This window comes from Rhodoferax sp. (assembly GCF_010365055.1).
Lineage (GTDB): Bacteria > Pseudomonadota > Gammaproteobacteria > Burkholderiales > Burkholderiaceae_C > Rhodoferax.
Genome location: NZ_JAAFHA010000038.1, coordinates 1 through 22,087, shown reverse-complemented (window position 1 = coordinate 22,087; position 22,087 = coordinate 1). Strand labels below are relative to the sequence as shown.

The 22,087-nt window shown below is 59.6% G+C and carries 27 protein-coding genes and 1 riboswitch; of the genes, 18 read left to right on the top strand and 9 right to left on the bottom strand.

Annotation, left to right across the window (positions count from 1 at the left end):
- The first annotated feature begins 63 nt into the window (after positions 1 to 63).
- From GZ093_RS10530 to GZ093_RS10505, 6 genes are all read left to right on the top strand, one after another.
- Positions 64 to 840, top strand: coding sequence for a heparan-alpha-glucosaminide N-acetyltransferase (locus GZ093_RS10530; RefSeq protein ID WP_296485654.1), 777 nt, complete (start codon positions 64 to 66; stop codon positions 838 to 840).
- Between the two features lie 94 nt (positions 841 to 934).
- Positions 935 to 1,624: a metalloregulator ArsR/SmtB family transcription factor gene (locus GZ093_RS10525; protein WP_296485653.1), complete on the top strand. Its 690-nt coding sequence runs from the start codon at positions 935 to 937 to the stop codon at positions 1,622 to 1,624.
- Positions 1,621 to 1,884: a hypothetical protein gene (locus GZ093_RS10520; RefSeq protein ID WP_296485651.1), complete on the top strand. Its 264-nt coding sequence runs from the start codon at positions 1,621 to 1,623 to the stop codon at positions 1,882 to 1,884. Before GZ093_RS10525 ends, GZ093_RS10520 begins: the two co-directional genes overlap by 4 nt.
- Entirely contained in the window at positions 1,884 to 2,240 is a 357-nt protein-coding gene (locus tag GZ093_RS10515; RefSeq protein WP_296485647.1) for a DsrE family protein, read from the top strand. The genes GZ093_RS10520 and GZ093_RS10515 overlap by 1 nt, the downstream gene beginning before the upstream one ends.
- Before the next feature lie 49 nt (positions 2,241 to 2,289).
- Positions 2,290 to 2,727: a hypothetical protein gene (locus GZ093_RS10510; RefSeq protein ID WP_296485645.1), complete on the top strand. Its 438-nt coding sequence runs from the start codon at positions 2,290 to 2,292 to the stop codon at positions 2,725 to 2,727.
- A gap of 63 nt (positions 2,728 to 2,790) precedes the next feature.
- Positions 2,791 to 3,240 (top strand): rhodanese-like domain-containing protein, encoded by a 450-nt coding sequence (locus GZ093_RS10505; RefSeq protein WP_296485643.1) that lies wholly within the window; start codon positions 2,791 to 2,793, stop codon positions 3,238 to 3,240.
- A gap of 206 nt (positions 3,241 to 3,446) precedes the next feature.
- On the opposite strand, the gene GZ093_RS10500 is transcribed toward GZ093_RS10505, so the two are convergent.
- From GZ093_RS10500 to zapB, 7 genes are all read right to left on the bottom strand, one after another.
- Positions 3,447 to 4,232, bottom strand: coding sequence for a peptidylprolyl isomerase (locus GZ093_RS10500; protein WP_296485641.1), 786 nt, complete (start codon positions 4,230 to 4,232; stop codon positions 3,447 to 3,449).
- 35 nt (positions 4,233 to 4,267) lie between these two features.
- Positions 4,268 to 4,558: a BolA family protein gene (locus tag GZ093_RS10495; RefSeq protein ID WP_296485640.1), complete on the bottom strand. Its 291-nt coding sequence runs from the start codon at positions 4,556 to 4,558 to the stop codon at positions 4,268 to 4,270.
- 26 nt (positions 4,559 to 4,584) lie between these two features.
- Entirely contained in the window at positions 4,585 to 5,124 is a 540-nt protein-coding gene (locus GZ093_RS10490) for a septation protein A (protein WP_296485639.1), read from the bottom strand.
- A complete protein-coding gene (msrB, locus tag GZ093_RS10485) occupies positions 5,108 to 5,530 on the bottom strand; it encodes a peptide-methionine (R)-S-oxide reductase MsrB (protein WP_296485638.1) in 423 nt (140 codons plus the stop codon). Before msrB ends, GZ093_RS10490 begins: the two co-directional genes overlap by 17 nt.
- A 79-nt stretch (positions 5,531 to 5,609) precedes the next feature.
- The gene (locus GZ093_RS10480; protein ID WP_296485636.1) at positions 5,610 to 6,428 is read right to left on the bottom strand and encodes a sulfite exporter TauE/SafE family protein; all 819 of its coding nucleotides are present in this window, start codon (positions 6,426 to 6,428) and stop codon (positions 5,610 to 5,612) included.
- A 245-nt stretch (positions 6,429 to 6,673) separates the two neighbouring features.
- Positions 6,674 to 7,027: a cell division protein ZapA gene (locus GZ093_RS10475; protein WP_296485634.1), complete on the bottom strand. Its 354-nt coding sequence runs from the start codon at positions 7,025 to 7,027 to the stop codon at positions 6,674 to 6,676.
- Positions 7,024 to 7,254, bottom strand: coding sequence for a cell division protein ZapB (zapB, locus tag GZ093_RS10470; protein ID WP_296485632.1), 231 nt, complete (start codon positions 7,252 to 7,254; stop codon positions 7,024 to 7,026). The genes GZ093_RS10475 and zapB overlap by 4 nt, the downstream gene beginning before the upstream one ends.
- A gap of 35 nt (positions 7,255 to 7,289) precedes the next feature.
- Positions 7,290 to 7,549: riboswitch (cobalamin riboswitch) on the top strand.
- A 75-nt stretch (positions 7,550 to 7,624) separates the two neighbouring features.
- Between zapB and GZ093_RS10465 the strand changes: the two genes are divergently transcribed.
- From GZ093_RS10465 to GZ093_RS10410, 12 genes are all read left to right on the top strand, one after another.
- Positions 7,625 to 9,532 (top strand): TonB-dependent receptor, encoded by a 1,908-nt coding sequence (locus tag GZ093_RS10465; RefSeq protein ID WP_296485630.1) that lies wholly within the window; start codon positions 7,625 to 7,627, stop codon positions 9,530 to 9,532.
- A gap of 32 nt (positions 9,533 to 9,564) precedes the next feature.
- The gene (locus GZ093_RS10460) at positions 9,565 to 10,383 is read left to right on the top strand and encodes an ABC transporter substrate-binding protein (RefSeq protein ID WP_296485629.1); all 819 of its coding nucleotides are present in this window, start codon (positions 9,565 to 9,567) and stop codon (positions 10,381 to 10,383) included.
- Between the two features lie 183 nt (positions 10,384 to 10,566).
- Positions 10,567 to 11,454 carry a helical backbone metal receptor gene (locus GZ093_RS10455; protein WP_296485628.1) on the top strand — a complete coding sequence of 296 codons (888 nt, stop codon included), beginning with the start codon at positions 10,567 to 10,569 and terminating at the stop codon, positions 11,452 to 11,454.
- On the top strand, positions 11,451 to 12,473 hold the full coding sequence (locus tag GZ093_RS10450) for an iron ABC transporter permease (protein ID WP_296485626.1): 1,023 nt from the start codon (positions 11,451 to 11,453) through the stop codon (positions 12,471 to 12,473). The genes GZ093_RS10455 and GZ093_RS10450 overlap by 4 nt, the downstream gene beginning before the upstream one ends.
- A gap of 8 nt (positions 12,474 to 12,481) precedes the next feature.
- Positions 12,482 to 13,246: an ABC transporter ATP-binding protein gene (locus tag GZ093_RS10445; protein ID WP_296485672.1), complete on the top strand. Its 765-nt coding sequence runs from the start codon at positions 12,482 to 12,484 to the stop codon at positions 13,244 to 13,246.
- Positions 13,247 to 13,322: 76 nt separating this feature from the next.
- Positions 13,323 to 13,646 (top strand): DUF1778 domain-containing protein, encoded by a 324-nt coding sequence (locus GZ093_RS10440; protein ID WP_296485625.1) that lies wholly within the window; start codon positions 13,323 to 13,325, stop codon positions 13,644 to 13,646.
- Positions 13,643 to 14,161, top strand: a complete 519-nt coding sequence (locus GZ093_RS10435; RefSeq protein WP_296485623.1) for a GNAT family N-acetyltransferase — start codon at positions 13,643 to 13,645, stop codon at positions 14,159 to 14,161. The genes GZ093_RS10440 and GZ093_RS10435 overlap by 4 nt, the downstream gene beginning before the upstream one ends.
- 6 nt (positions 14,162 to 14,167) lie before the next feature.
- The gene (locus tag GZ093_RS10430; RefSeq protein ID WP_296485622.1) at positions 14,168 to 15,637 is read left to right on the top strand and encodes a DUF3375 domain-containing protein; all 1,470 of its coding nucleotides are present in this window, start codon (positions 14,168 to 14,170) and stop codon (positions 15,635 to 15,637) included.
- Positions 15,638 to 15,708: 71 nt separating this feature from the next.
- Positions 15,709 to 15,945 carry an AbrB/MazE/SpoVT family DNA-binding domain-containing protein gene (locus GZ093_RS10425; protein ID WP_296485620.1) on the top strand — a complete coding sequence of 79 codons (237 nt, stop codon included), beginning with the start codon at positions 15,709 to 15,711 and terminating at the stop codon, positions 15,943 to 15,945.
- Entirely contained in the window at positions 15,942 to 16,358 is a 417-nt protein-coding gene (locus GZ093_RS10420; protein ID WP_296485619.1) for a type II toxin-antitoxin system VapC family toxin, read from the top strand. Before GZ093_RS10425 ends, GZ093_RS10420 begins: the two co-directional genes overlap by 4 nt.
- A 23-nt stretch (positions 16,359 to 16,381) precedes the next feature.
- A complete protein-coding gene (locus tag GZ093_RS10415) occupies positions 16,382 to 17,053 on the top strand; it encodes a DUF4194 domain-containing protein (RefSeq protein WP_296485618.1) in 672 nt (223 codons plus the stop codon).
- Complete coding sequence (locus tag GZ093_RS10410) at positions 17,046 to 20,504, top strand: SbcC/MukB-like Walker B domain-containing protein (protein WP_296485617.1); 3,459 nt, start codon at positions 17,046 to 17,048, stop codon at positions 20,502 to 20,504. The genes GZ093_RS10415 and GZ093_RS10410 overlap by 8 nt, the downstream gene beginning before the upstream one ends.
- An 80-nt stretch (positions 20,505 to 20,584) precedes the next feature.
- Here GZ093_RS10410 and GZ093_RS10405 read toward each other — a convergent pair whose 3' ends face one another.
- Both GZ093_RS10405 and GZ093_RS10400 read right to left on the bottom strand, forming a co-directional pair.
- Positions 20,585 to 20,746, bottom strand: a complete 162-nt coding sequence (locus tag GZ093_RS10405; RefSeq protein WP_296485615.1) for a hypothetical protein — start codon at positions 20,744 to 20,746, stop codon at positions 20,585 to 20,587.
- Between the two features lie 42 nt (positions 20,747 to 20,788).
- Positions 20,789 to 22,012, bottom strand: coding sequence for an ISL3 family transposase (locus GZ093_RS10400; protein WP_296485614.1), 1,224 nt, complete (start codon positions 22,010 to 22,012; stop codon positions 20,789 to 20,791).
- Positions 22,013 to 22,087 lie beyond the last annotated feature (75 nt).

The window sequence follows — 22,087 nt, the reverse complement described above, 5'->3', positions numbered from 1 at the left end:
TTTGATTATCCCCGGACCCGATAGCGCCTGCAGCGGCATGGACTAATGGGTTATCGTCAACCCATGATCCATCCAACCCCGGCCCGTGCTGGCACTTCATCGCCCCTGAGGTTCGACGCCGTGGACGCCCTGCGCGGCCTGGCAATGGTCTGGATGACCGTCTTCCATCTCAGTTTCGACCTGAACCAGTTTGGCTACATCAAGCAGGATTTTTACCATGACCCGCTGTGGACCTGGCAGCGCACCTTGATCGTGAGCCTGTTTTTATTTTGTGCCGGACTGGGGCAAGCCATTGCCGTGGCGCAGGGACAGCGCTGGCCACGCTTTTGGCGCCGCTGGGCGCAGGTGCTGGGCTGTGCGCTGCTAGTCACGCTGGGCTCCTGGTGGATGTACCCGCAAAGTTTTATCTACTTTGGGGTGCTGCATGGCATGGCGCTGATGCTGATCATTGCGCGCCTGACGGCGTCTTGGGGAGCGCGTTTGTGGTGGTTGGGTGCTGGCGCAATTGCTTCTCAATTGATAGCTGAGTATGCAATAAATACGTGGGCTACAGCCGAATTATCCAATATTTTCAATTCACCCCAGCTCAACTGGCTGGGTTTGATCACACGCAAACCCATTACCGAAGACTATGTGCCACTGCTGCCCTGGCTGGGGGTGATGTGGTGGGGTGTGGCGGCCGGTACCTGGTTAACGCGCCGTGGCGCCGCCTTGTCATGGCCCCTGCCGGCGGCGTTCAAGCCGCTGGCCCTGCTGGGGCGTTGGAGTCTGAGCTATTACATGTTGCACCAGCCGGTGCTGCTGGGCGGTCTGATGGCCGTCGGGTGGTTGGCAAAATAGCGCAACGAGCTTCTGAGGCTGGCGTTCACGGCGGCAATTCCAAGTGAAATTGCCAAACTTGCAAATACATTCAAACGTTCATTAGAATGAGCGTTTGAAAAATAGATCCTTAAAAAATACACTGTATGAGCAAGTTGCTCGTATTGGAAAAGCCGTCTCCAGCCCGAAGCGCCTGGAGTTGTTGGAACTGCTGGCACAAGGCGAAAAAGCTGTCGAGTTGCTGGCGGCTGAGCTTGCCATCAGCGTCAAACTCACCAGCGCTCACCTTCGAGCGCTCAAGGAGGCGCGCTTAGTCACGTTTCGCCGTGATGGCAAATATGCGATTTACCGCTTGACCGGCAGTGATGTCGCCAGCTTGTTGATCAGTCTGCGCCAGGTGGCTGAAGAGCATTTGCTGGAACTGAAGATGGCGCTTGATCAAATGGTGAGCGATCCCGACAAGCTAACCGCCGTCAGTCGCGACGCACTGCTGGCGCAAGCCCGCAGGGGGGACGTGGTCGTCATTGATGTTCGGCCTCTGACCGAGTTCGAGGCGGCTCACCTGCCTTTTGCACGCTCAATGCCCGTGGCTGAAATTGAGAGGCGACTCCAGGAGCTGCCGCTCGACAAGGAAATCATCGCGTATTGCCGGGGCCCATTTTGTTTACTGTCTGATGAGGCCGTGGTGTTGCTCGGTGCCAAGGGCTACCGGGTGCGCAAGATCAGCGATGGCATCCATGAATGGCAGGCGGCTGGACTGCCGGTCGAGTTTTCGAATTCATCACAACCATTGGTGAAATCATGAAGTGCCGCGAAAGTGGCATGCCGGAAGAAGCGTACTGGGCGAGTTTTTTTGACACCGAGGCGGCGATTGAGACGCTGTTCGGTTCAACGGATGAACCGGGCCATATCCTGAATTTGGCTGCGGCTATGGCACGTTCACGATGGCGGCTGCCCGGCGTACCCGCGGGTTTCACTGCATTGAGTCGGTTGACCTGCGGACGTCTTGTCCTTTTCACTTTTGCCTTCTGGCCAAGCGTTAATCCAACCACTGGAGAATATTGATGAAGACTCTGTTGATTTTCAATCACGAACCTTATGACGGGACCGATGTCGCATGGAACGCTTTGCGTTTGGCGGGCAAGCTGTTGGATGGCGGCAGCGAAGTACGTTTGTTCCTGATGAATGACGCCGTTGATATGGCGCGCGATGCCTGTCGCCCACCGGCAGGCTACGACCAGGATCTGACCGTGATGCTGAAGGCGTTGATTGCGCGGGGCGCGACGGTCAAAGTCTGTGGCACCTGCATGGCGCGCTGTGGCATCTTCAAAAATCAGCCGTATTTCGAGGGCGCCGAGCAGTCAACCATGCAAGCGCTGGCTGACTGGGTGATGGACAGTGACAAAGTCATTTCGTTCTGAATTGCATTCCTTCATGCAATTTGTCATTCGCATTCAAGAAGGTCTCCCTATGTCGAAATCAGCCCACGTCATCGCCGCGACACAACTTGCGCTCATGCTGGTGACGCCAGCATTCGCACAAAACGCACCCGGACCATTGGAGATCAATGGCCAAAAAGTTCTCACTCTGGTGAGTAATGATCCGCCCGGCTTACGCTGTAACAACAACATTCAGGTCGCGGCTGAATTGGCGAATACGTTCAAGATTCCGATCTTGATTTACCCGGTTTCATTCATGCCAGCAGGCACCAAGGCGCCCATCGTGTGGTACGGCGGCGAGAACATTGCCCAGAGCGGGGGCAAACTCAACGGCATGATTTCGTTCACCGAGTTGGCGGATCGATTCGAGGTTGATGGCGTCACCCGGCAGGACAAAACCGGCTTGCTGCTCAGTCCCAAGGTCCACAGCAGCTTTGAAGCCCTGAAAGAAAGCATCAAAGCCAAATGAGGCCATTTTGTGCGCTACCCCAATGAAACCCAGTGGCAAAAATCACAATACAAGAGACTGAGCATGCAAAAAACTGCCCTCATCAAATCATTCAGGCATACCGCGATGGCCACTGCTTTTTTAGCGACCTCCATTCTTTTGCCCAGCGCCGTCTTGGCCCAGATGGACAAGCCCACGACGGATGCCTTGGAGTCTTACTTCGAGTTCGTGGACTACAACAGCGGCACCATCGCTGTTGATCAACTTGCAGCCGAAGACTGGAACAAGCTTTATGTGCTGGATGTGCGCGATGCCGGTCAGTATGCCAAGGCGCACATTCCCGGCGCGGTCAACATCGAGTGGCGCCGCGTATTTGCGGAACGTGCCAAACTGCCCAAAGATAAGACTGTGCTGGCTTACTGCAACACGGGGTCATTCTCGGGGCAAGTGGCCATGGCACTTCGGATCGCTGGATACGAGAATGTGCGCATCCTGCACGGTGGCATGGATGCCTATATCCGTGCTAAAAAATAGTGCCTCTACGCGGCATCAAAGGTGCCGCCATCATTTGATGGCATGTCAATGAATGACTCTTGACGACTCAAACTGCCATTGATGGACCTGTCATAAGCCGCATCGGGGCTGGGGTTCCGTGATTTCTTGGGCCAACAGCTCATTGAAACCGCAGCGGCCGTAAAAAAAGCGGCCGAGGCCGCTTTTATATTAAGGTGCTTGCAGGCTTATTCGATTTTGGCCTTGGCGCGCAGTTCTTCCTGGTACTTGGTCATTTTTTGCTGCTGCAGTTGCTGTGCAATTTGCGGTTTGACGTCGTCAAATTTGGGCAATTGGGCCTCGCGCACATCGTCCAAGCGGATGATGTGGTAGCCAAACTGTGACTTGACGGGGGCCTCGGTCGTCTGGCCCTTGGTCAGCTTGATCAGGGCTTGCGAGAATTCAGGCACGTAGTTGCTGGGGTTCGCCCAATCGAGATCGCCGCCATTGGCGCCAGAGCCCGGGTCTTTGCTGGACTTCTTGGCGATTTCGTCAAATTTGCCACCCTTTTTCAGCTGGGCAATGATGGCTTTGGCTTCGTCCTCTTTTTCAACCAGGATGTGACGAGCACGGTATTCCTTGCCACTGTTGGCGGCTGCGAACTTGTCGTATTCGGCCTGGATGTCGGCATCGGTGACAGGACTGGTTTTTTGATAGTTGGCAAACAGTTCCCGGATCAGCAGCGTTTGGCGTGCCAATTCCATTTGGGTCCTGAAGTCTTCCGTGGTGTCAAGACCCTGTTTTTTGGCCTCTTGCATGAAGATTTCACGTGCAATCACTTCCTCTTTCAATTGCCCCTGCATTTCAGGTGTGACCGGGCGGCCCGAGCGAGCCACTTGCTGGGCCAGCGCGTCCACGCGCGCCAGGGGCACCGCCTTGCCATTGACGATGGCCACGTTTTGGGCCAATACCGTCGGTGCCAGCGTGCTCAAGAGCGCAGCGGCGGCAATGGCGGACAGAAATTTCATTTTCATTCAGGATCCCTGGTTAACAAAGTTTAAAAAAGCGCTCAAACAGTGGGTGCTTGGGCTTCAATGGCCAGCGCGTGCAAGCCGCCCGCCATGAAATCGTGCAGCGCATCATACACAAGGCGGTGTCGCATCACGATTGACTTGCCGGTAAATAAGTGTGAAGTGATTCGCACCCGAAAATGGGTGCCAAAACCGCTGCCGTTGGCGCCGGCGTGGCCGTGGTGCTGACAGCTTTCATCGATCACTTCCAGCGCACTAGGTTGCAGAATGTCGCGCAAACGCTGGTCAAGCAGCTGTGCGGTGGGGACGGTGGCGGGCGTGTCGGTCATGGGGGAGGCGCATGGAGTCATGGGGTTCAGGTCTTGGGCTCGTCGGCTTTGAGGTAGCGCGAAATATAGAAGCCCTGGGCGACGATAAAGACCAGTGGAAACGCATAGCCCCAGAGCTTGAAATTGACCCAGGCTTCGGTGCTGTAGTAGGCCGCCACGTAGGCGTTGATCAGCGACATAAAGAGGCAATACACCACCCAGACCAGGTTGAGCCGCATCCACACCCGATCGGGCAATTCAAGCTGGCTTCCCAGCATCAGCTTGAGGAAGTTTTTCTTCCAGACCCAGACCGCCAGCGCCAGGGCGATGCCCATGGCGGCGTAGAGCACGGTGGGCTTCCATTTGATAAAACGTTCGTCATGCAGTACGAGGGTCAAAGCGCCAAAGATCAGCACCAGCGCCAGTGTGATCTTGTGCATGACCGTGAGTTTGCGGTCCAGCGTGTAGATCAGGCCCATTTGGATCACGGTGGCGGCCATCAGGACGGCGGTGCCGACGTAGATGTCATAGGCCTTGTAGGCGCCAAAAAACAGCAGGATGGGGAAGAAATCAATCAGTATTTTCATGTGGGGTGAATTTTAGCGAGGCTGAGTTCATGCAGTAGCGCAAGCCGGTCGGGGCCGGGCCGTCTTGAAATACATGGCCCAGATGCGCGCCGCAGTCGGGGCAATGCACCTCGGTGCGTTGCATCCCCATCTTGCCGTCCGTCTTGGTCGCCACGGCCGCCTCGTCGATGGGCTGGAAATAGCTGGGCCAGCCGCAATGGGATTCAAACTTGGTACTTGAGTCAAACAAGGGTCTGTCGCAGCAAATGCAGCTGTAAGTGCCGGCTGCCTGGTTGCCTTCGAGCTTGCCAGTGTAGGCTCGTTCGGTGGCTTCATGGCGGGTGACTTCAAACGCCAACGGCTCGGCGCCTTTGGCGGCCAGAAGGGCCTGCCACTGTGCGTCGGTCTTCTCAATTTTGTAAGTCATGGGGATTTCTTTCGGAGGTGGACCGTTATACATTAGTCGTCGCGAGCCTAGCCCACCGTGCGCCAGGCACCAGACCGCGTCACAGGCTGATCAGTCCTCGGTACAGCATGTAAGCCGCCAACAGGTACAAGATGCTCGCAAAGACGCGTTTGAGTTGTTTCACCGGCAAGGTGTGGGCGGCTCGTGCGCCCAGCGGCGCGGTCAGGACGCTGCAGGATGCAATCACCCCCAGCGCCGGCAGCCAGATGTAGCCAAATGAATACAACGGCAGGTTTTGCACACTCTGGCCACTGATGACGTAACCCACCACGTTGGCCAACGCAATGGGGAAGCCAAGTGCAGCAGAAGTGGCTACCGCGTTATGGATGGCGACGTTGCACCAGGTCATGAAGGGCACGCTGACAAAGCCGCCACCGGCCCCGACCAGCCCCGACAGGAAGCCGATGACGCCACCGGCACCCACCAGCCCACCTGTGCCCGGCACCTGTCTGGTTGGCTTGGGCTTTCTGTCCAGAAACATCTGGGTGGCAGAAAAGCCCACGAAGGCGGCAAAGAGCAGCGCCAACCAGGAGCCCTTGAGCAGGGCAAAAACGCCCAGGCTGGCCACGGCGCCGCCCAATATGATGCCCGGCGCCAGGCCCCTGACCAGATCCCAGCGCACGGCACCGCGCTTGTGATGGGCGCGCACGCTTGACAGTGAGGTGAAGAGGATGGTGGCCATGGAAGTGGCAATCGCCATCTTGACCGCAAGGTTCGGGCTCACCCCGCGCCCGGCCAGGATGATCGTGATGAAGGGCACCATCATCATTCCCCCGCCAATGCCCAGCAGGCCCGCCAAAAAGCCCGTGCCCAGCCCTAGAATAGCGAGTTCAACGATCAGGGTTGGTTCAAAAGTCATGCAAAGGGGAGGGGGGGGGAAAGGTGTCTGCAGAGTCACCGGACCGGCATCCTGAACCGGGGTTCAGGTGGGCGAGGTCAGCTGGTCATTGGGTTCATCTAACGCGAGATGATCACGCTTGACTGGCGATATTCCAAGCCCGGGCTCTAAGAGCATTGGTTCAAGGAACTATAAAGCCCGGCGAACACTGCAGACAAGAATATTGTAGAGCTTGAATCGAAATTGTGCACAAAAAAATTCGGCGATCAGAGCAGGCGACCATCTGTGCCCAGCGCGACATCAAGTCGCTCCAGCAACGAAGCCATCAGCAGGTTTTCGTCTGGCGTTGGTTCGCCTTGGGTCGGATTTACTGCCGAGTGAAATGAAGCTGAATGGGCCGGCGCTTGGGCGATGTTTGAGCCCTTGTCGGCCAGATCAAAGGCGAGGTTGAGCGCGGCCAGCACCGCGATGCGATCGCGCGCCCTCACTTTGCCACCGTCGCGAATCTTGCACATGGCGGTGTCAACCTTCTCCACGGCTTCCAGCAGACGGGCGTCGCCCCCATCGGGACAACCCAGCAGATACGCTTGCCCCATGATTTGAACTTCGAGCTGTTTCATTCTGTCCCTTTGTGCGCTTGGCCAGCTGTCGCGTCTGGCAAACGTTGCAGCAGTGCGTCGACCCGGGCGCGGGCCGCACTGAGTCGGGATTTCAGGGAGTCGCGCTCTTGAGACAGGGACTTGACCTGCTCGCTGAGCAAGGTGTTGGTGCGCTGCAGTTCTTCGTAGCGGACGAGCAATCGCTCGACACGCTCGGCGATTTGGTCGATTTGGGAGGGGTTCGACATAGGCCGTCATTGTAGGGTTTGCCGAAGCGCTCGGTTGTAGAATCCACCGCGTTGGTGCTCGCGGTGTGGTTCACACGCCGCAGTTCAACGGGAAGCAGGAGGTCACGCCGTTCGCACTGAGCTTGTCGAAGTGCCGAGCGGTCTGGCTAACCTGCGCTGCCCCCGCAACGGTAAGTGGACGCGTCGCAAGACGCCGCTTCCATCACAGCCACTGAGCGTTTTGAACACGCGCTTGGGAAGGCGATGGAGGTTGCATCCACCAGCCCGGATACCGGCCAACACGGTGGTTGCACGCCTGGCGTGAAACCGTGACGCTCAGGCACCGTCGGGGACGACGGTGAGGGCTTTTTGATGGTTCCATTTCTCAACTATGAAGACTTCTGTATTTTCCAAGCGCGGTCGCGCATCCGTGCGCTTCTGTACGCCTGTTTTGGCTGTTCTGGCGGCTTTTTCTGCCTCTTCGGTGCTGGCTCAAGGCCAGACCGAGGTGCTGTTGAACGAGGTGGTGGTGACCGCTAGCCGCAACGAGCAGTTGCTTGGGTCGGCCTTGCCGCACACCACCGTCATCAGCCGACAAGACATCGAGCGCTCCCAAGCAAGCGACCTGGTCACGTTGCTGCAACGTGAAGCCGGCTTGCAGCGCACTCAAAACGGCGGCATGGGCACGGTTTCCAGCGTGTTTATGCGTGGTGCCCCGTCGCTGCAAACCCTGGTGTTGATTGATGGGGTGCCACAAAACAAGCAGGATTCGTCTGGCGCGGTAAGCCTGGAGCACCTGATGCTTGACAACGTCGAGCGGGTTGAAATCGTGCGTGGCAATGTGTCGGCCATTTACGGCTCAGGTGCAATTGGCGGCGTCATTCAGATATTTACCAAAACGGGCATCGGTGAGCCGTCGGCCAATGTGTCGCTTGAGGTGGGGCCTCGCGCGTCTCGCAAAGTCTCCAGCAGCGTGAGTGCCAGCCTGGGCGCCACATCAATCAGCGCGGGCCTGTCGCGCGTGACCACCGATGGGTTTTCGGCCATTAACACCGAGCAGTTGTCCGGTGCCAACCCGGACGCGGACGGCTATCGCAACACCAGCAGCCATGTGTCCCTGGTGCACAGACTCTCGTCCGAGCACAAATTTGGTTTGCGCTTCATGCAGTCTGAAGGCGACTCCCACTTTGACAACGCTTATGGCGCACCTGCCGACCTTCAGACATCAACAATTCGCTTGAGCCAGACCACGCTGTTCACTGACAACAGCTGGGGCAGCTGGCGCAGCCGTTTGTCGCTCAGCGAGCAGTCGGACAAAAGTACCAGCCATGACAATGGCTTATATGACTCCAACGACGGCTTTACGTCAGGCGCCACAGTACTGAACTGGGTCAATACCCTTGCTATGGGGGGAGACTGGCTGGCGAGTGCGGGGCTGGAGCAGCAACGCCAGCATGTCGACACCCGCAGTGATTCTGCCTATGGCGCGCCCTACAGTCGGGCGCGTGATACCACCGCCGTGTTTGCAGGGCTGGAAGGCAAACTGGGTCGCGGTAATGCGCAACTCAATGTGCGCCATGACAAGGTCGGCGATTTGAGCCAAAGCACTGGTTTTCTTGGCTACGGTTACCCAGTGACGGATCAGCTCAAACTGACGGCAAGCACCTCAAGCGCTTTTAATGCACCGCCGCTGGGTTATCTGTTTGCACCCGGTTACGGCAACCCTTTGCTCAAGCCAGAACGGGCGCGCAGCCACGAACTGGGTGTGCAGTACGAGACGGGCCGCCAGTTGCTGCGTGCGACCTATTTCGACACGCGCATTCAGGACCAGCTGAACTACGATTTCATCACCTCAGCCTTTGCCAACATAGGCCGCACGCGCAATTCAGGCGTGGAACTGTCGTACCGGGGCAGTGTGGGTGCCAGTGATGTGCGCGCAAGCCTGACGGTGCAAGACCCGGTCAATGAGATCACCAATCAGCGCTTGTTACGCCGTGCAGCCACCCTGCTGTCAATGGGCATTTCCTATCCGCTCGGGCCTTGGCGTTTGGGTGCCGACCTGCAATACAGCAGCGACAGGCCCGATGCCTACAGTGATCCGGTCACCTTCGGCACCGTCAACACCACGCTGGCGGCCTATTCGGTGCTTGACTTGTCGCTGGCCTACAAGGTATCGCCCACGGTGCTGCTCAAGGCACGGCTGGACAACGCCACAGATGAAAGCTATCAAACGGTGTATGGCTACAACCAGCAACCGCGCAGCTTGTACCTGGGTGTGACTTGGACCCCCAAGCTTTGATTTGCAGGCGTTGAACTGAACAAAGCATCGCAATGAACCTGACCCAGTCCGACAGTTGGGGTCCCCAGCGCATCGTCTGCCTGACCGAGGAAACCACCGAGTGGCTTTACTTGCTGGGGCAAGAGCGACGCATCGTCGGCATCTCTGGCTACACGGTGCGGCCGCGTCGGGCGCGTGACGAGAAGCCTAGGGTGAGCGCTTTCACCAGCGCCAAGATCGACAAGATCCTGGCGTTAGCGCCGGACTGCGTGCTGGGCTTTTCCGATATGCAGGCCGACATTGCAAGCAGCCTGATTCGCGCTGGCGTGCAAGTGACGGTGTTTAACCAGCGCAGCGTGGCCGAGATTTTCTCGGTGCTGTACCAGGTGGCGGCCATGGTGGGGCAGGGCGAGCAGGGTTTGGCATTGCTGCAAAGTATGCAGCATGATCTGCAAGCCATGCAAAGGCTGGCGGCCCATTTGCCGCGCCGACCCAAAATCTACTTTGAAGAGTGGGATGCGCCGCACATCAGCGCCATCCAATGGGTGTCCGAGTTGATCGGCATGGCCGGGGGTGACGATTGTTTTCCTGAACTGGCGGCCCAGTCGCTGGGCAAGAACCGCATCATTGCCGACGGCTCGGAGATTGTCAGGCGCGACCCCGACATCATCATTGGCTCCTGGTGCGGCAAAAAGTTTCGACCGGAACATGTGGCGGCACGCCCGGGTTGGGGCGAGGTCACGGCGGTGAAGACCGGGCAGTTGTTCGAGATCAAGTCGGCTGACATATTGCAGCCTGGCCCGGCGGCGTTGACCGATGGGGTCGCGCATTTGCATCGCATCGTGATGGCGTGGAGCCAGCAGCATGGCTAAGTATTGCCAAATCGCTCGTCTTGATTCCACCCAGCCAGAGGGCGGCCAAGATCATGCTGGAATTTATAAGAAACTAGCCTCTAGCCCGCGTGCAGAAATCGTGAGTAGCTATTGTTTTGAAAGTTACTTGTGGCCGGTCATTTTGTTTGCCCCCGGCTTGCTGCAGACCTTGAGGAAGCCGTCATGATCATCGACCCGCCTGGCTTGACTCGGCGTTGTTTGACCAGGGCACTGTGCCTGGTGTTGTCCGGTTTGGGCGGTTGGGCGCAGGCCCTGCAAGTCGCCGATGACCGCGGCATCAAAGTCACCTTGGGCCAGCCACCGCAGCGCATCGTCAGCTTGCTGCCCTCGCTGACCGAGACGGTGTGCGAGCTGGGCCAGTGCGCGCACCTGGTCGGGGTGGACCGAAATTCTAACTACCCGGCCAGCGTCACCAAGCTGCCGCAAGTCGGCGGCGGGCTCGACCCCAATATCGAGGCCATCGTGGCGCTCAAACCCGATCTGGTGCTGATGGCGACCTCGTCACGGGCGGGGGAGCGCCTGCAGTCGCTCGGTCTCAAGGTGTTGGCACTGGAACCCAAGAGCCACGCGGACGTGCGCCGGGTGATCGAAATCCTTGGGGGGGTGCTGGGCGTGCCTGATGCCGGGCGGCACTGGCGCGTGATCGACGCAGCGGCATCTGCCGCAGCGCAATCGCTGCCGGCCAAATTAAAACAAACACGGGTCTACTTTGAGGTCAACGCCGGGCCGTACGCCGCCGGCGAGAGTTCTTTCATTGGGGAAACCCTCACGCGCCTGGGTGTCAAGAATATCGTGCCTGCCAGTCTGGGGCCGTTCCCGCTGCTCAACCCGGAGTATGTGGTGCGCGCCAACCCGGACGTGATCATGGTCAGCGCCTTCACCGATTCCGGCATGAGCGCTCGACCCGGCTGGGCCGCCCTGCGCGCCATCCGGTTGCAGCGGGTGTGCGTCTTCACCCCGGCGCAGTCTGACGTGCTGGTGCGCCCGGGGCCGCGCATGGCCGAAGGTGCACGCCTGATGGCACGGTGCCTGCTGGACAAGGCCGCATGACCGGCATCGGCCGTCAACGTCGCGCTGCCGATTGGCTGCTGCTTGGCCTGCTCTCCGTTGGCGTCCTGCTGGTGTTGTTGGGCGCCAGTGTCGGCAGCACCGGGTTGGAGAGCGTGCTCAAAGCCTGGAGCGACCCGGTCGCCCTGCAAATTGTGTGGGACATTCGCCTGCCGCGCACGCTCGGTGCCTGGGCCGCCGGGGCCTTGCTGGGACTTGCCGGGGCGCTGGCGCAGGGCTTGTTTCGCAACCCGCTGGCCGACCCTTACCTGTTGGGCAGTGCCTCCGGCGCATCGCTCGGCGTGGCGCTGGCGCTCATTTTGTTCGGTGTGTCGCCCTTTGCCACCCAGTGGCTGGTGCGCCTGGGGCTGACCAGTGCGGCGTTTGCCGGTGCGGTGGGCGCGGTGCTGCTCACGCTCTTGCTGGCCCAGGGCGTGCAGCACACGCTGCGTTTGTTGCTGGCCGGTGTCATTGTCGGTGTGGTGCTGGGGGCCATGACCTCGCTGATCATGCTGATGAGTCCAGAGGTGATGCAGTCACTGCAGGCCTTCATGCTGGGCAGCACCGGCTTCGTCGGCTGGAGTGCCTGGGTCTTGATGGTCGGCGTGTGGCTGGCTTGCATGGCGGTGGCCTGGGTGCTGAGCCCGGTGCTCGACGGTCTCTCGCTGGGTGAGGCCACGGCGGCCAGCTTGGGCTTGCCTTTGAGTCAGATGCGCGCCGCGCTGGTGGCGGTGCTGGCCTTGGCCACCGGGGCGGCAGTGGCGCAAACCGGTTTGATCGCCTTTGTCGGTTTGGCGGCGCCGCACCTGGTGCGCTCGGTCACCAAAACCACGCATCGCCGTTTGATTTTTCTCTCGAGCCTGATGGGCGGCGTGTTGCTGATGGCGGCTGACGTGCTGGCCCGCGGCTTGCTGGCACCGCAGGAATTGCCGGTGGGTGTGCTGACAGCGGTGCTGGGGGGCGGCTACTTGCTGTGGTTGATGCAGCGCAGCACGCGCTCGGCGTCGGGTACGGGTTTATGAACAAAGCTATGTATTCAATAGCTATCAAAGCAAGCTGCATAAGGGCTAGCCTTGGAAATGTTCAAGTATTAACGGACATTGATCTGGCCCTGCCCGCTGGGCGTTGGACCAGTATCGTCGGCCCCAACGGTGCCGGCAAATCGACCTTGCTCAAGGTACTGGCCCATCTGTTGCCGCTCACGGGCCGTGTCACCTTGCTGGGGCAGCCGCTGGCCACCCTGCCCGCGAAAAAGCGGGCGCAGCAACTGGCGTGGCTGGGGCAAAACGAGGTCACCGGCGATGATTTGACCGTGTGGGACGTTGCCATGCTGGGCCGTTTACCGCACCAGGCTTGGCTGGCCGCACCCAGTGCCGCAGATCACGCCGCCGTTGAACTGGCCCTGCGCGCCACGCAGGCCTGGGACTGGCGCGGCCGCACGCTGGGGCAACTCTCAGGCGGCGAGCGCCAGCGCGTGCTGCTGGCGCGCGCCCTGGCGGTGCAGGCGCAGGTGCTGCTGATGGACGAGCCGTTGGCCAACCTGGACCCGCCGCATCAGGCCGATTGGCTGCAGATGGTGCGCTCCCTGGTGGCGCAAGGAAAAACCGTGGTCAGCGTGCTGCATGAGATTTCGATGGCGCTGCATGCCGACGAGATGGTCGTCATGGCGCAAGGCCGCATCACCCACCAAGGCACCTGTTCGGATGCCGCCACGCACCGCGCGCTGGAAGCCGTGTTTGATCAGCGCATCACCATTCACCCGCTGGCCAACCAGTGGGTGGCGCTGCCAAATTAGCAGCGCGGACTGAAGAAACGCCCAGTTCTGGTGTTGTGTGTCAAAATGACGTACGCTAGATCGAAGGAGACTTGCCATGGGTGCCACTATTGCCAACAATTTGCCGACCTCGGCGCCTGCACCTGCCAACTCACGCCCAGCGCCGCGTGTCGAGTCCGCGCGGATCAACCTGCGCACCAGCCCCGAGGCCAAGGCGCTGATTGAGCGGGCTGCCGCCTTGATGGGCTCAACCGTGTCGAGTTTCATGCTGCAAAATGCCTATGAGGCGGCGAGCCGGGTGCTGGCGCAGCAGGAGATCATCACCTTGTCGGATCGGGATCGGGATGCGTTTTTAAAAGCATTGGACAACCCATCTGAGCCCACGCAGGCATTGATTGATCTGATGCGTCTCAATCAATGAGTGTCGTCATCTCGGGCTTGGGTCCAGAGCATGATCGCAACGATTTTGATTGCGGCGAAGCTGCGCTAAACAGCTTTTTGCAAAAACTGGCCCGTCAACAAGCCAAGCGGGATTTCAACCGCAGCTATGTCGCGTGTGCCCCCGGTGAAACGCGCATACGGGGCTACTACGCCATCAGCTCGGCGTCGATCGATTTTGACAACTGGCCGCCCGGCTTGCAGTTGCCGCGTTACCCGGTGCCCGTGGTGCGCATAGGGCGCTTGGCTGTAGACCTGCGGCAGCAGGGCATCGGCGTTGGCGCCACCTTGCTGCAACACGCCATGCACTTGACGGTGTCGCTAGCCCAGCAAATTGATGTGTATGCCGTGGTGGTGGATGCCAAGCATGAAGCCGCTACGGCGTTCTATGCGCGCTATGGTTTTCAGCGTTTTTCAGAGCAAAGGCTGTCCATGTTTGTGCCCACCACGGTGATTCGGCGGGCGCTGGCCGTCGCCAATCCATCTTCGCCGTCCTGAATTCGCATGCAGCTCGACTACACCACCCTGGAGATGCAGCGCCGCCAACACCCGGCCTGGCGTTTGCTGGCCGCCGACTCTGCGCCGCTGGTGGCCAGTTTTTTGCACCGGGTTTTTGTCGTGCCCAATGTACGTGTGATGGCGCAGTCCAACTTGGTGGAGTCGCTGGAAGACACGCTGTATGGCCTGCGCGAGCAGTTGGGTGCTCAGGTGTTCCCGAAGTCGGCGCAAGAGTATTTGAACGATTGGGCCGCCAACGACAAGGGCTGGCTGCGCAAGTTTTATCCGGCGGGCTCGGACGAGCCCCATTTCGACCTGACCCCGCCCACCGAGCGCGCTTTGGCGTGGCTCGGCAGCCTGTCAGACCGCAGCTTTGTCGGCACCGAGTCGCGCTTGCTCACCTTGTTTGGTTTATTGAAGCAAATGAGCGAAGGCAGTGAGACCAACCCCCAGACCCGCATCGCCGAACTGCACAAAAAACGCGATGCCATCGACGCTGAAATCGCCCGCGCGCTGGAGGGCGACATGGCCTTGCTGGACGATACGGCTTTGAGAGACCGCTTTCAGCAGTTCGCCGGTTTGGCGCGTGAACTGCTGGCGGACTTTCGGGAGGTGGAGCACAACTTTCGCGCGCTGGACCGCAAGGTGCGCGAACGAATTGCCTTGTGGGACGGTGCCAAAGGCACGCTGCTGCAAGAGATCATGGGCGAGCGCGATGCCATTTCGGACTCGGACCAGGGCAAGAGCTTTCGCGCGTTTTGGGACTTTTTGATGTCGCAGTCGCGCCAGGAAGAGTTCACGCAGTTGTTGGAGCGGGTGCTGGAGCTGCCCCCGGTGTCTGCGTTGGCGCCGGATACACGCCTTAAGCGTGTGCATTACGACTGGCTGGAAGCCGGTGAATACGCCCAGCGCACCGTGGCCCAGCTGTCGCAGCAGTTGCGCCGCTTTTTGGACGACAAGGCCTGGCTGGAAAACCGCCGCATCATGGATATTTTGCGAGGCATCGAAGGCAATGCCCTGGCGCTGCGCGATGCGGCACCGGCGGCGCTGCGTGCGAGCGATTTCATGCGGATCGATGAGATCGGTGCGGGTGTGGATTTGCCGCTGGAGCGTCCCCTGTACCAGCCGCCGCTGCACACCGTGCTGACCAGCGTGGCTTTGCAGGCGGGTGATGAGGACGTGGACGCAGCCGCCCTGTTTTCCCAGGTGCGGGTGGATAAGGCGGCGCTCTCAAAGCACATCCGTAAGTCGCTGCAAACCCAGGCGCAGGTCACCCTGGCAGAGCTGCTGGAGACCCGCCCGCTGCAGCAGGGCCTGGGCGAGTTGGTGGCCTACCTGCAACTGGCCAGCGAGTCGTCCGGCTCGGTGGTGGATGAGTCCACGCAGGACACGGTGGCCTGGGTGGTGCCGGACGATACGAGCGGCCCCGTCACCCGCCGTGCCCGCTTGCCGCGCGTTATTTTTGTGCGGATTTGAGAGTCTGCGATGCTGCCAATTGTGTTGTCAATCATGCTAGTATTACCGTGTAATACTTTTGGAGCGTAGCGATGCAAACAACTTTGACCAGCAAGGGGCAAGTCACGATTCCGCGTGATGTTCGCCAACATTTTGGGCTCAAGCAAGGCATGGCCATCACCTTTGAAATCGAGGGGGATCACATCGCCCTGCGGCCCGCACGCTCATCCCGGCAGGCGCAAGCCAGTGGCTTCGGTCTGATCAAGAGCCGGCGCAAAGGGGTGCCCGTGGACTTGGATGTGGCCAGCCTGGTCACTGACGCGCCATGATTGCCCTCGACACCAACGTGCTGGCCCGGTACTACGTGGCCAGTAGCGATGCACCTTCGCAAAGGCAAAGCGCTGCAGCCAAAAAGCTTTTGGAAAGCGGCAAGTCGTTGTTCGTGAGCAAGTCGGTCGTGCTGGAGCTGGAATGGGTGCTCCGAGGCTATTACAAGAGCCCGCCCGAAGATGTGCTCACCGTGCTGGCGAATTTGCTGGCGATGCCCAATGTGGACATGGAAGACCGCGTGGCGGTGGAGTTGGCCGCCGCAGCGCTGGGCGACGGTTTTGACTTTGCCGATGCCTTGCACCATGCCTCCGCCCGCCACTGCACCGGCATGGCCACGTTTGACGACAAAAAATTTGCGCGCCGGGCCACCGCCAAAGGCTGGAAGCCGCCGGTCAAGTTGCTGGCGCATTGACGGTCCACCGTGGAGTTGTTTACGTGACGAATGAATCTCTCGGCGATGCGCTTGCCGCAAACCTCGGCGTGTCGCAACCCGACTTGACCAGCCTGGTTGTCCCCCTGCTGAAAGGCGTGCTGTACCGCGAGGACGATGCCGCCCAATGGGCCGCTTTGCTCACGCTGCAAGCCCGCGTGCGCGACCATGTGGCGGTGCTGGCGCTGGAGCTGGTGGTGGACGAGGCCGAGGGCTATGCTTTTTTGCGCTCGCCGCCGCAAACCGATGACAGCGCACCCAAGTTACCCAGGCTGGTGCGCCGCCAGCCCTTGAGTTTTCAGGTCAGCCTGCTGCTGGCACTGCTGCGCAAAAAGCTGGCCGAGTTTGATGCCAGCGGCGGCGACACGCGCTTGATACTGACCCGCAGCGCGGTGGTGGAGCTGGTGCGCGTTTTTCTGCCCGCCGGCTCCAACGAGTCCCGCCTGATCGACCAGATCGAGACCCAGTTGAACAAGGTGATTGAACTGGGCTTTGTGCGCCGCCTTAGAGACCACGCTGGCAGCGGATCGGCGCGCTCCGCGCAAGAACCGGTGTTTGAAGTGCGCCGCATTCTCAAGGCTTTTGTCGATGCCCAATGGCTGGCCGCTTTCGACCAACGCCTGGCCGCTTACCTGGCGCAACTGGCCACAGCAGAAACCGGGAAGCTTGATGATTAGTGATCACACGAGCACGCAAGACTTGTTTGCTGCCGTTCGCCCTGAGACTGTCGAAGGGCCCGTCAGCGTGCCAGAGCAAGACCCACGTGCCGCCAAGAACCTGGCTGGCTTTCGTTTGGCGCGTCTGGAGGTTTTGAACTGGGGCACTTTCGACAAACGGGTGTGGACGCTGGAGCTCAATGGCCGCAACGGCTTGCTGACCGGTGACATTGGCTCGGGCAAGTCCACGCTGGTGGACGCGCTCACCACGCTCCTGGTGCCGCCCCAGCGCGTTGCCTACAACAAGGCAGCGGGAGCCGATGCGCGGGAGCGCTCGCTGCGCTCTTATGTGCTGGGGCATTACAAGTCCGAGCGCAATGAGACCAGTGGCAACGCCAAGCCGGTGGCGCTGCGCGATGCCAGCCACTACGCGGTGATTCTGGGTGTTTTTCACAACGCCGGGTTCGACCAGACAGTGACGTTGGCCCAGGTCTTCTGGATGAAAGACACGTTTGGCCAGCCCGAGCGCTTTTACGCCGTGGCGGACAAGGCGCTGTCGCTGACCGAGGATTTTTCTGACTTTGGCACGGCAGTGCCCGCCTTGCGCACGCGCCTGCGCAAAAGCGGTGTCACCCTGTTTGACAGCTTTCCACCCTACAGCGCGTACTTTCGCCGCCGCTTTGGCAACATGGGCGAGCAGGCGCTGGAGCTGTTCCACCAAACCGTGTCGATGAAATCGGTGGGCAACCTGACCGACTTTGTGCGCCACCACATGCTGGAGCCGTTTGACGTGGCACCGCGCATTGCGGGTTTACTGGCGCATTTTGACGATTTGAGCCGCGCCCACGCCGCTGTGCTCAAGGCCAAAGAGCAGGTGGACTTGCTAACTCCCTTGGTGGCGGACTGCGACAAACACGCTGCCCTGGTGGCAAGCGTCGCGGAGTTGCGCCTGTGCCGTGAAGCGCTCAAACCATGGTTCGCGGGCCGCAAACGGGCGCTGCTGGATCAGCGACTGGAAAACCTGGGCGTCAATCTGGCCAGTGAGTCAGCCAAGGTCGAGCGTTTAGAAGGTCAGAAGTTGGAGCAGCAATCCAAGGAGCGTGAATTGCGCCTGACCATCGCCCAAAGTGGCGGCGACCGCATCGCGCAGATTGAGGGGGAAATAAAGCGTCAACAAACCGAGCAGGACAAGCGCCTGAAAAATGCCAAGCGATACGACGAGTTGCGCCGCAGCCTGGGCCTGTTGCAGGTGGCCAACCGCGAAGAGCTGCAGACCCAGCAACAGGGCTGTGCCGAGCGCCGCATCTTTGATGCCGCGCGCGAGGTGGCACTGCAAAACGAACTGACCGAACGGGGTGTCGAGATGGCCCAAGGACGCTCTGAACACAAGGACTTGGTGGACGAGGTGAAGAGCCTGCGCGCCCGGCGCAGCAACATTGATGCCCAGCAAATCGCCATGCGCGCCGCGCTGTGCCTGGCCTTGGGCCTGCGCGAGGACAGCATGCCGTTTGCCGGTGAGTTGTTGCAAGTGCATGACGACGCGCGCGACTGGGAGGGCGCAGCCGAGCGCGTGCTGCACAGCTTTGCGCTCTCCTTGCTGGTGCCCGATGCGCACTACGCCCGGGTCGCCCAGTGGGTGGATGACACCCACCTCAAAGGGCGCTTGGTGTACTTTCGGGTGCGCGAAGGAGGCCGTATGGATAGGCCCCAGTTGCATGCGCATTCGCTGGTCCGCAAGATCGCGGTCAAGCCTGATTCGCCGTTCTATGCCTGGCTGGAGATTGAGGTGGCGCGTCGGTTCGACATTGCCTGTTGCACCACGCAAGAGCAGTTTCGTGCCGAGCCCAAGGCCATCACCCGCGCCGGGCAAATCAAAGCCGGGGGGGAACGCCACGAGAAAGACGACCGCCACCGCCTGGACGACCGCAGCCGTTACGTGCTGGGCTGGAGCAATGCCGCCAAGCTGAGCGTGTTGGAAGGCAAGGTGCGCGTGCTGGAGGCCAGGTTGGGGGAAGTGGGCGGAAAGATTGTCACCCTGCAACAAGAGCAAGCCACCATTCGGGAGCGCATGGAAAGCCTGGCCAAACTGGTGGAGTTTCAGGACTTTACCGACCTGGACTGGCAGGCCAATGCCCGTGAAATCGCCCGACTGGGGGACGAGCGGGCCGCGCTGGAGGCCGCCTCTGACGTGTTGGCCATGTTGACGCAGCAACTGAAAACGCTGGAAGCTGAGCTGGAAAAGACAGAGAAGCAACTCATCGAGCAGCGCGACAAGCGCTCCAAAACTCAGCAAAAAATTACCGATGCGCAAGCGTTGCGGCGCGATGTCGAGGGCTTGATGGCGGACACGCCAGCAAGTTTTTCAGAACAGGTGGCACGTCTGGAAACCTTGCAGCAGGAGATGCAGGGCGAGATGAAGGGCATGTCGGCGCTCACCGTGGAGTCGTGCGACGCCCGTGAGCGCGAGATGCGCGACGGCCTGCAAAAAGCCATTGATGCCGAGGACGGTCGTGCCAAGCGCGTGCTGGAAAAGGTCATTGATGCCATGCGCAGCTTCAGCAACCGTTTTCCCGTGGAGACGCAAGAGGTGGACGTGTCGGTCGGCTCGGCGGATGAATACCGCACTTTGCTGCAGCGCCTGGTGGCAGATGATTTACCGCGCTTTGAGGCCGACTTCAAACGCTCGCTCAACGAGAACACGATTCGCGAAGTGGCCAATTTCAGCTCCCAACTCAGCAAGGAGCGCGCAACCATCAAAGAGCGCATAGACCGCATCAACCAGTCGCTCACGCAAATTGACTACAACCCCGGCCGCTTCATCACGCTGGAGTTTCAAACCGCCACCGACGCAGAAGTGCGTGACTTCCAGACCGAGCTGCGCACCTGTCTGGACGGTGCCTTGGGCGGGGAGGGGCAAGACAGCCAGTATTCCGAGGCCAAGTTCCTGCAGGTCAAGCACATCATCGAGCGCCTGCGGGGTCGTGAAGGGCAAACCGAGCAAGACCGGCGCTGGACGGCCAAGGTCACCGATGTGCGCAACTGGTTTGTGTTTGCCGCCAGCGAGCGCTGGCGCGAAGACGACCGCGAGCACGAGCATTACTCCGACTCGGGCGGCAAGTCCGGCGGACAAAAAGAAAAGCTGGCCTACACCATTCTGGCGGCCAGCTTGGCCTACCAGTTCGGTCTGGCCTGGGGCGAAACGCGTTCGAAGAGCTTTCGCTTCGTGGTGATCGACGAGGCCTTCGGGCGCGGCTCCGACGAGTCGGCGCAATATGGTTTGCAGCTGTTTGAAAAACTCAATTTGCAGTTGCTCATCGTCACACCGCTGCAAAAAATTCACATCATCGAACCCTTTGTGTCCAGCGTGGGCTTCGTCCACAACGCCGAGGGACGGGACTCTCGCTTGCGCAATTTGAGTATTGATGAGTACCGGGAGGAGAAGGGGCGGGTGGCAACTCATCACAAACTGTGATGAGTACCCGTAAGCACCGTGGTATTGCGTATCGCCCTTACGCTTTCACCGAACAGGGTGTTGCCATGTTGTCCAGCGTTTTACGTTCGCAGCGTGCGGTTGAGGTCAATATCGCCATCATGCGCACGTTCGTGCAGTTGCGCCGCCTGATGGACTCCAACCGCGATCTCGCGCGCAGGATAGAGGCGATGGAAATGCGCTACGACGAGCAGTTTTCTGCGGTCTTCGATGCCATCAAACAACTAATTTCTGGGCTCTTCGTTAATTTCACTGTGAATTTTTCCTCACGCCCAACCCAAATCCAACTTGCCGCAATGAAACAGAATCCTTGCCCGGTAGTTGGTGAAGTTGCGAAACCCACGGGCGTTGGCCTTGATGAGTTGGATGGCGCTGTTGAAACCTTCAGCACAGGCATTGCTGATTTTGTGTTGACTGAAGTTGAGCAAGCCCGTCTCGTGACGGCGCAGCATCTTGACCACCTTTTTGATGGGCTCCAGTCGGCTACGCATAGCATTGTTGGACCAGGCATCAAAGAAACGTTTGGCAGAGCCCTTGTAGCTGTAGCTCCAGAACTGGCTGAAGTTCTCCTTGATAGTCCACGCTCTGCTGGTCTTGAGGTTGAGCTGGTTCAAGGCCCGAAAAAAAACCGCCTCAGTGCTACGTCCATCCGGATAGCTTTTGAGCCAAGCCCACTTGCTGCCAGTCAACGGGGAGTTTCCCGCTTGGGACAGGCGGCGGTGCTCTTGCTTGCGCACCGTATCCACCGCATCACCAAGGTACTTGGAGACGTGAAACTTGTCATGCACGATGTCAGCCTGGGGCATGCAGTGCTTGGTCGCACTCATAAAGGCAGGCCACATATCCATGGCCACCGCTTTGACCGATGCACGCTGGGTCGGAGTGAGCGTCTCGATCAACGTTTTGGCGGCCTCCAACTTTCTCTGCGGAATCAAGTCAAGCACCCGGGAGCGGTCAATGTCGGTCAGGATGGTGACGTAGCTGTGCCCCTTCTGGGAACTCTTCTCATCGATTCCCAGATAGGAGATTTCTTCATCAGTGCGACGCAGCATGCCGCGCTTCACGGCGCTGACCATGATGGCGTTGACCGTGCTCCAGGACAGGCGCGTAAGGGTGCACACGCTTTGGGTGGTTGGACAGGCCTGCAGCAGTTTGATGACAAACCCGGTCATCAACGTGGTGACGCGGCTGTAGCGCTCTGCCCAGGGAACAACCAGTTCCTCGACAGTGCCATCGCTGTATTTGAGTTGAGGAACACGGGCTTTGATAAGGGTCTCGAACTGGCATGTGTCCAAGTGCCGCCATTCCCGCTCCGTCCAGCCGTTGATGTGGGCTCGCTTGGTGGCGTCCGTCGGGTCAGCCCATACCTGACCCTTCTTCAGAACAACCTCGACCACCACGCGCTGGTCTGCCAACGACAGGTCAACTTTCTTCACCGACCACGGTGTCTTCATGCCAAGAAGGTGTTCGTACAGCGCGGTGTCTTTCATGGCTCGGTCAATCAATTTTTAAAACTGGATTCTGCTGGAGTGAATGAAAATTAACAGTGGAATCGATGAAGAACC

Coding starts and splice junctions, on each gene's coding strand:
- GZ093_RS10530 (WP_296485654.1), top strand. CDS start 64: ATGATCCATCCAACCCCGGCCCGTGCTGGCACTTCATCGCCCCTGAGG.
- GZ093_RS10520 (WP_296485651.1), top strand. CDS start 1,621: ATGAAGTGCCGCGAAAGTGGCATGCCGGAAGAAGCGTACTGGGCGAGT.
- GZ093_RS10515 (WP_296485647.1), top strand. CDS start 1,884: ATGAAGACTCTGTTGATTTTCAATCACGAACCTTATGACGGGACCGAT.
- GZ093_RS10510 (WP_296485645.1), top strand. CDS start 2,290: ATGTCGAAATCAGCCCACGTCATCGCCGCGACACAACTTGCGCTCATG.
- GZ093_RS10505 (WP_296485643.1), top strand. CDS start 2,791: ATGCAAAAAACTGCCCTCATCAAATCATTCAGGCATACCGCGATGGCC.
- GZ093_RS10500 (WP_296485641.1), bottom strand. CDS start 4,232: ATGAAAATGAAATTTCTGTCCGCCATTGCCGCCGCTGCGCTCTTGAGC.
- GZ093_RS10495 (WP_296485640.1), bottom strand. CDS start 4,558: ATGACCGACACGCCCGCCACCGTCCCCACCGCACAGCTGCTTGACCAG.
- GZ093_RS10490 (WP_296485639.1), bottom strand. CDS start 5,124: ATGAAAATACTGATTGATTTCTTCCCCATCCTGCTGTTTTTTGGCGCC.
- msrB (WP_296485638.1), bottom strand. CDS start 5,530: ATGACTTACAAAATTGAGAAGACCGACGCACAGTGGCAGGCCCTTCTG.
- GZ093_RS10480 (WP_296485636.1), bottom strand. CDS start 6,428: ATGACTTTTGAACCAACCCTGATCGTTGAACTCGCTATTCTAGGGCTG.
- GZ093_RS10475 (WP_296485634.1), bottom strand. CDS start 7,027: ATGAAACAGCTCGAAGTTCAAATCATGGGGCAAGCGTATCTGCTGGGT.
- zapB (WP_296485632.1), bottom strand. CDS start 7,254: ATGTCGAACCCCTCCCAAATCGACCAAATCGCCGAGCGTGTCGAGCGA.
- GZ093_RS10465 (WP_296485630.1), top strand. CDS start 7,625: ATGAAGACTTCTGTATTTTCCAAGCGCGGTCGCGCATCCGTGCGCTTC.
- GZ093_RS10460 (WP_296485629.1), top strand. CDS start 9,565: ATGAACCTGACCCAGTCCGACAGTTGGGGTCCCCAGCGCATCGTCTGC.
- GZ093_RS10455 (WP_296485628.1), top strand. CDS start 10,567: ATGATCATCGACCCGCCTGGCTTGACTCGGCGTTGTTTGACCAGGGCA.
- GZ093_RS10450 (WP_296485626.1), top strand. CDS start 11,451: ATGACCGGCATCGGCCGTCAACGTCGCGCTGCCGATTGGCTGCTGCTT.
- GZ093_RS10445 (WP_296485672.1), top strand. CDS start 12,482: ATGTATTCAATAGCTATCAAAGCAAGCTGCATAAGGGCTAGCCTTGGA.
- GZ093_RS10440 (WP_296485625.1), top strand. CDS start 13,323: ATGGGTGCCACTATTGCCAACAATTTGCCGACCTCGGCGCCTGCACCT.
- GZ093_RS10435 (WP_296485623.1), top strand. CDS start 13,643: ATGAGTGTCGTCATCTCGGGCTTGGGTCCAGAGCATGATCGCAACGAT.
- GZ093_RS10430 (WP_296485622.1), top strand. CDS start 14,168: ATGCAGCTCGACTACACCACCCTGGAGATGCAGCGCCGCCAACACCCG.
- GZ093_RS10425 (WP_296485620.1), top strand. CDS start 15,709: ATGCAAACAACTTTGACCAGCAAGGGGCAAGTCACGATTCCGCGTGAT.
- GZ093_RS10420 (WP_296485619.1), top strand. CDS start 15,942: ATGATTGCCCTCGACACCAACGTGCTGGCCCGGTACTACGTGGCCAGT.
- GZ093_RS10410 (WP_296485617.1), top strand. CDS start 17,046: ATGATTAGTGATCACACGAGCACGCAAGACTTGTTTGCTGCCGTTCGC.
- GZ093_RS10400 (WP_296485614.1), bottom strand. CDS start 22,012: ATGAAAGACACCGCGCTGTACGAACACCTTCTTGGCATGAAGACACCG.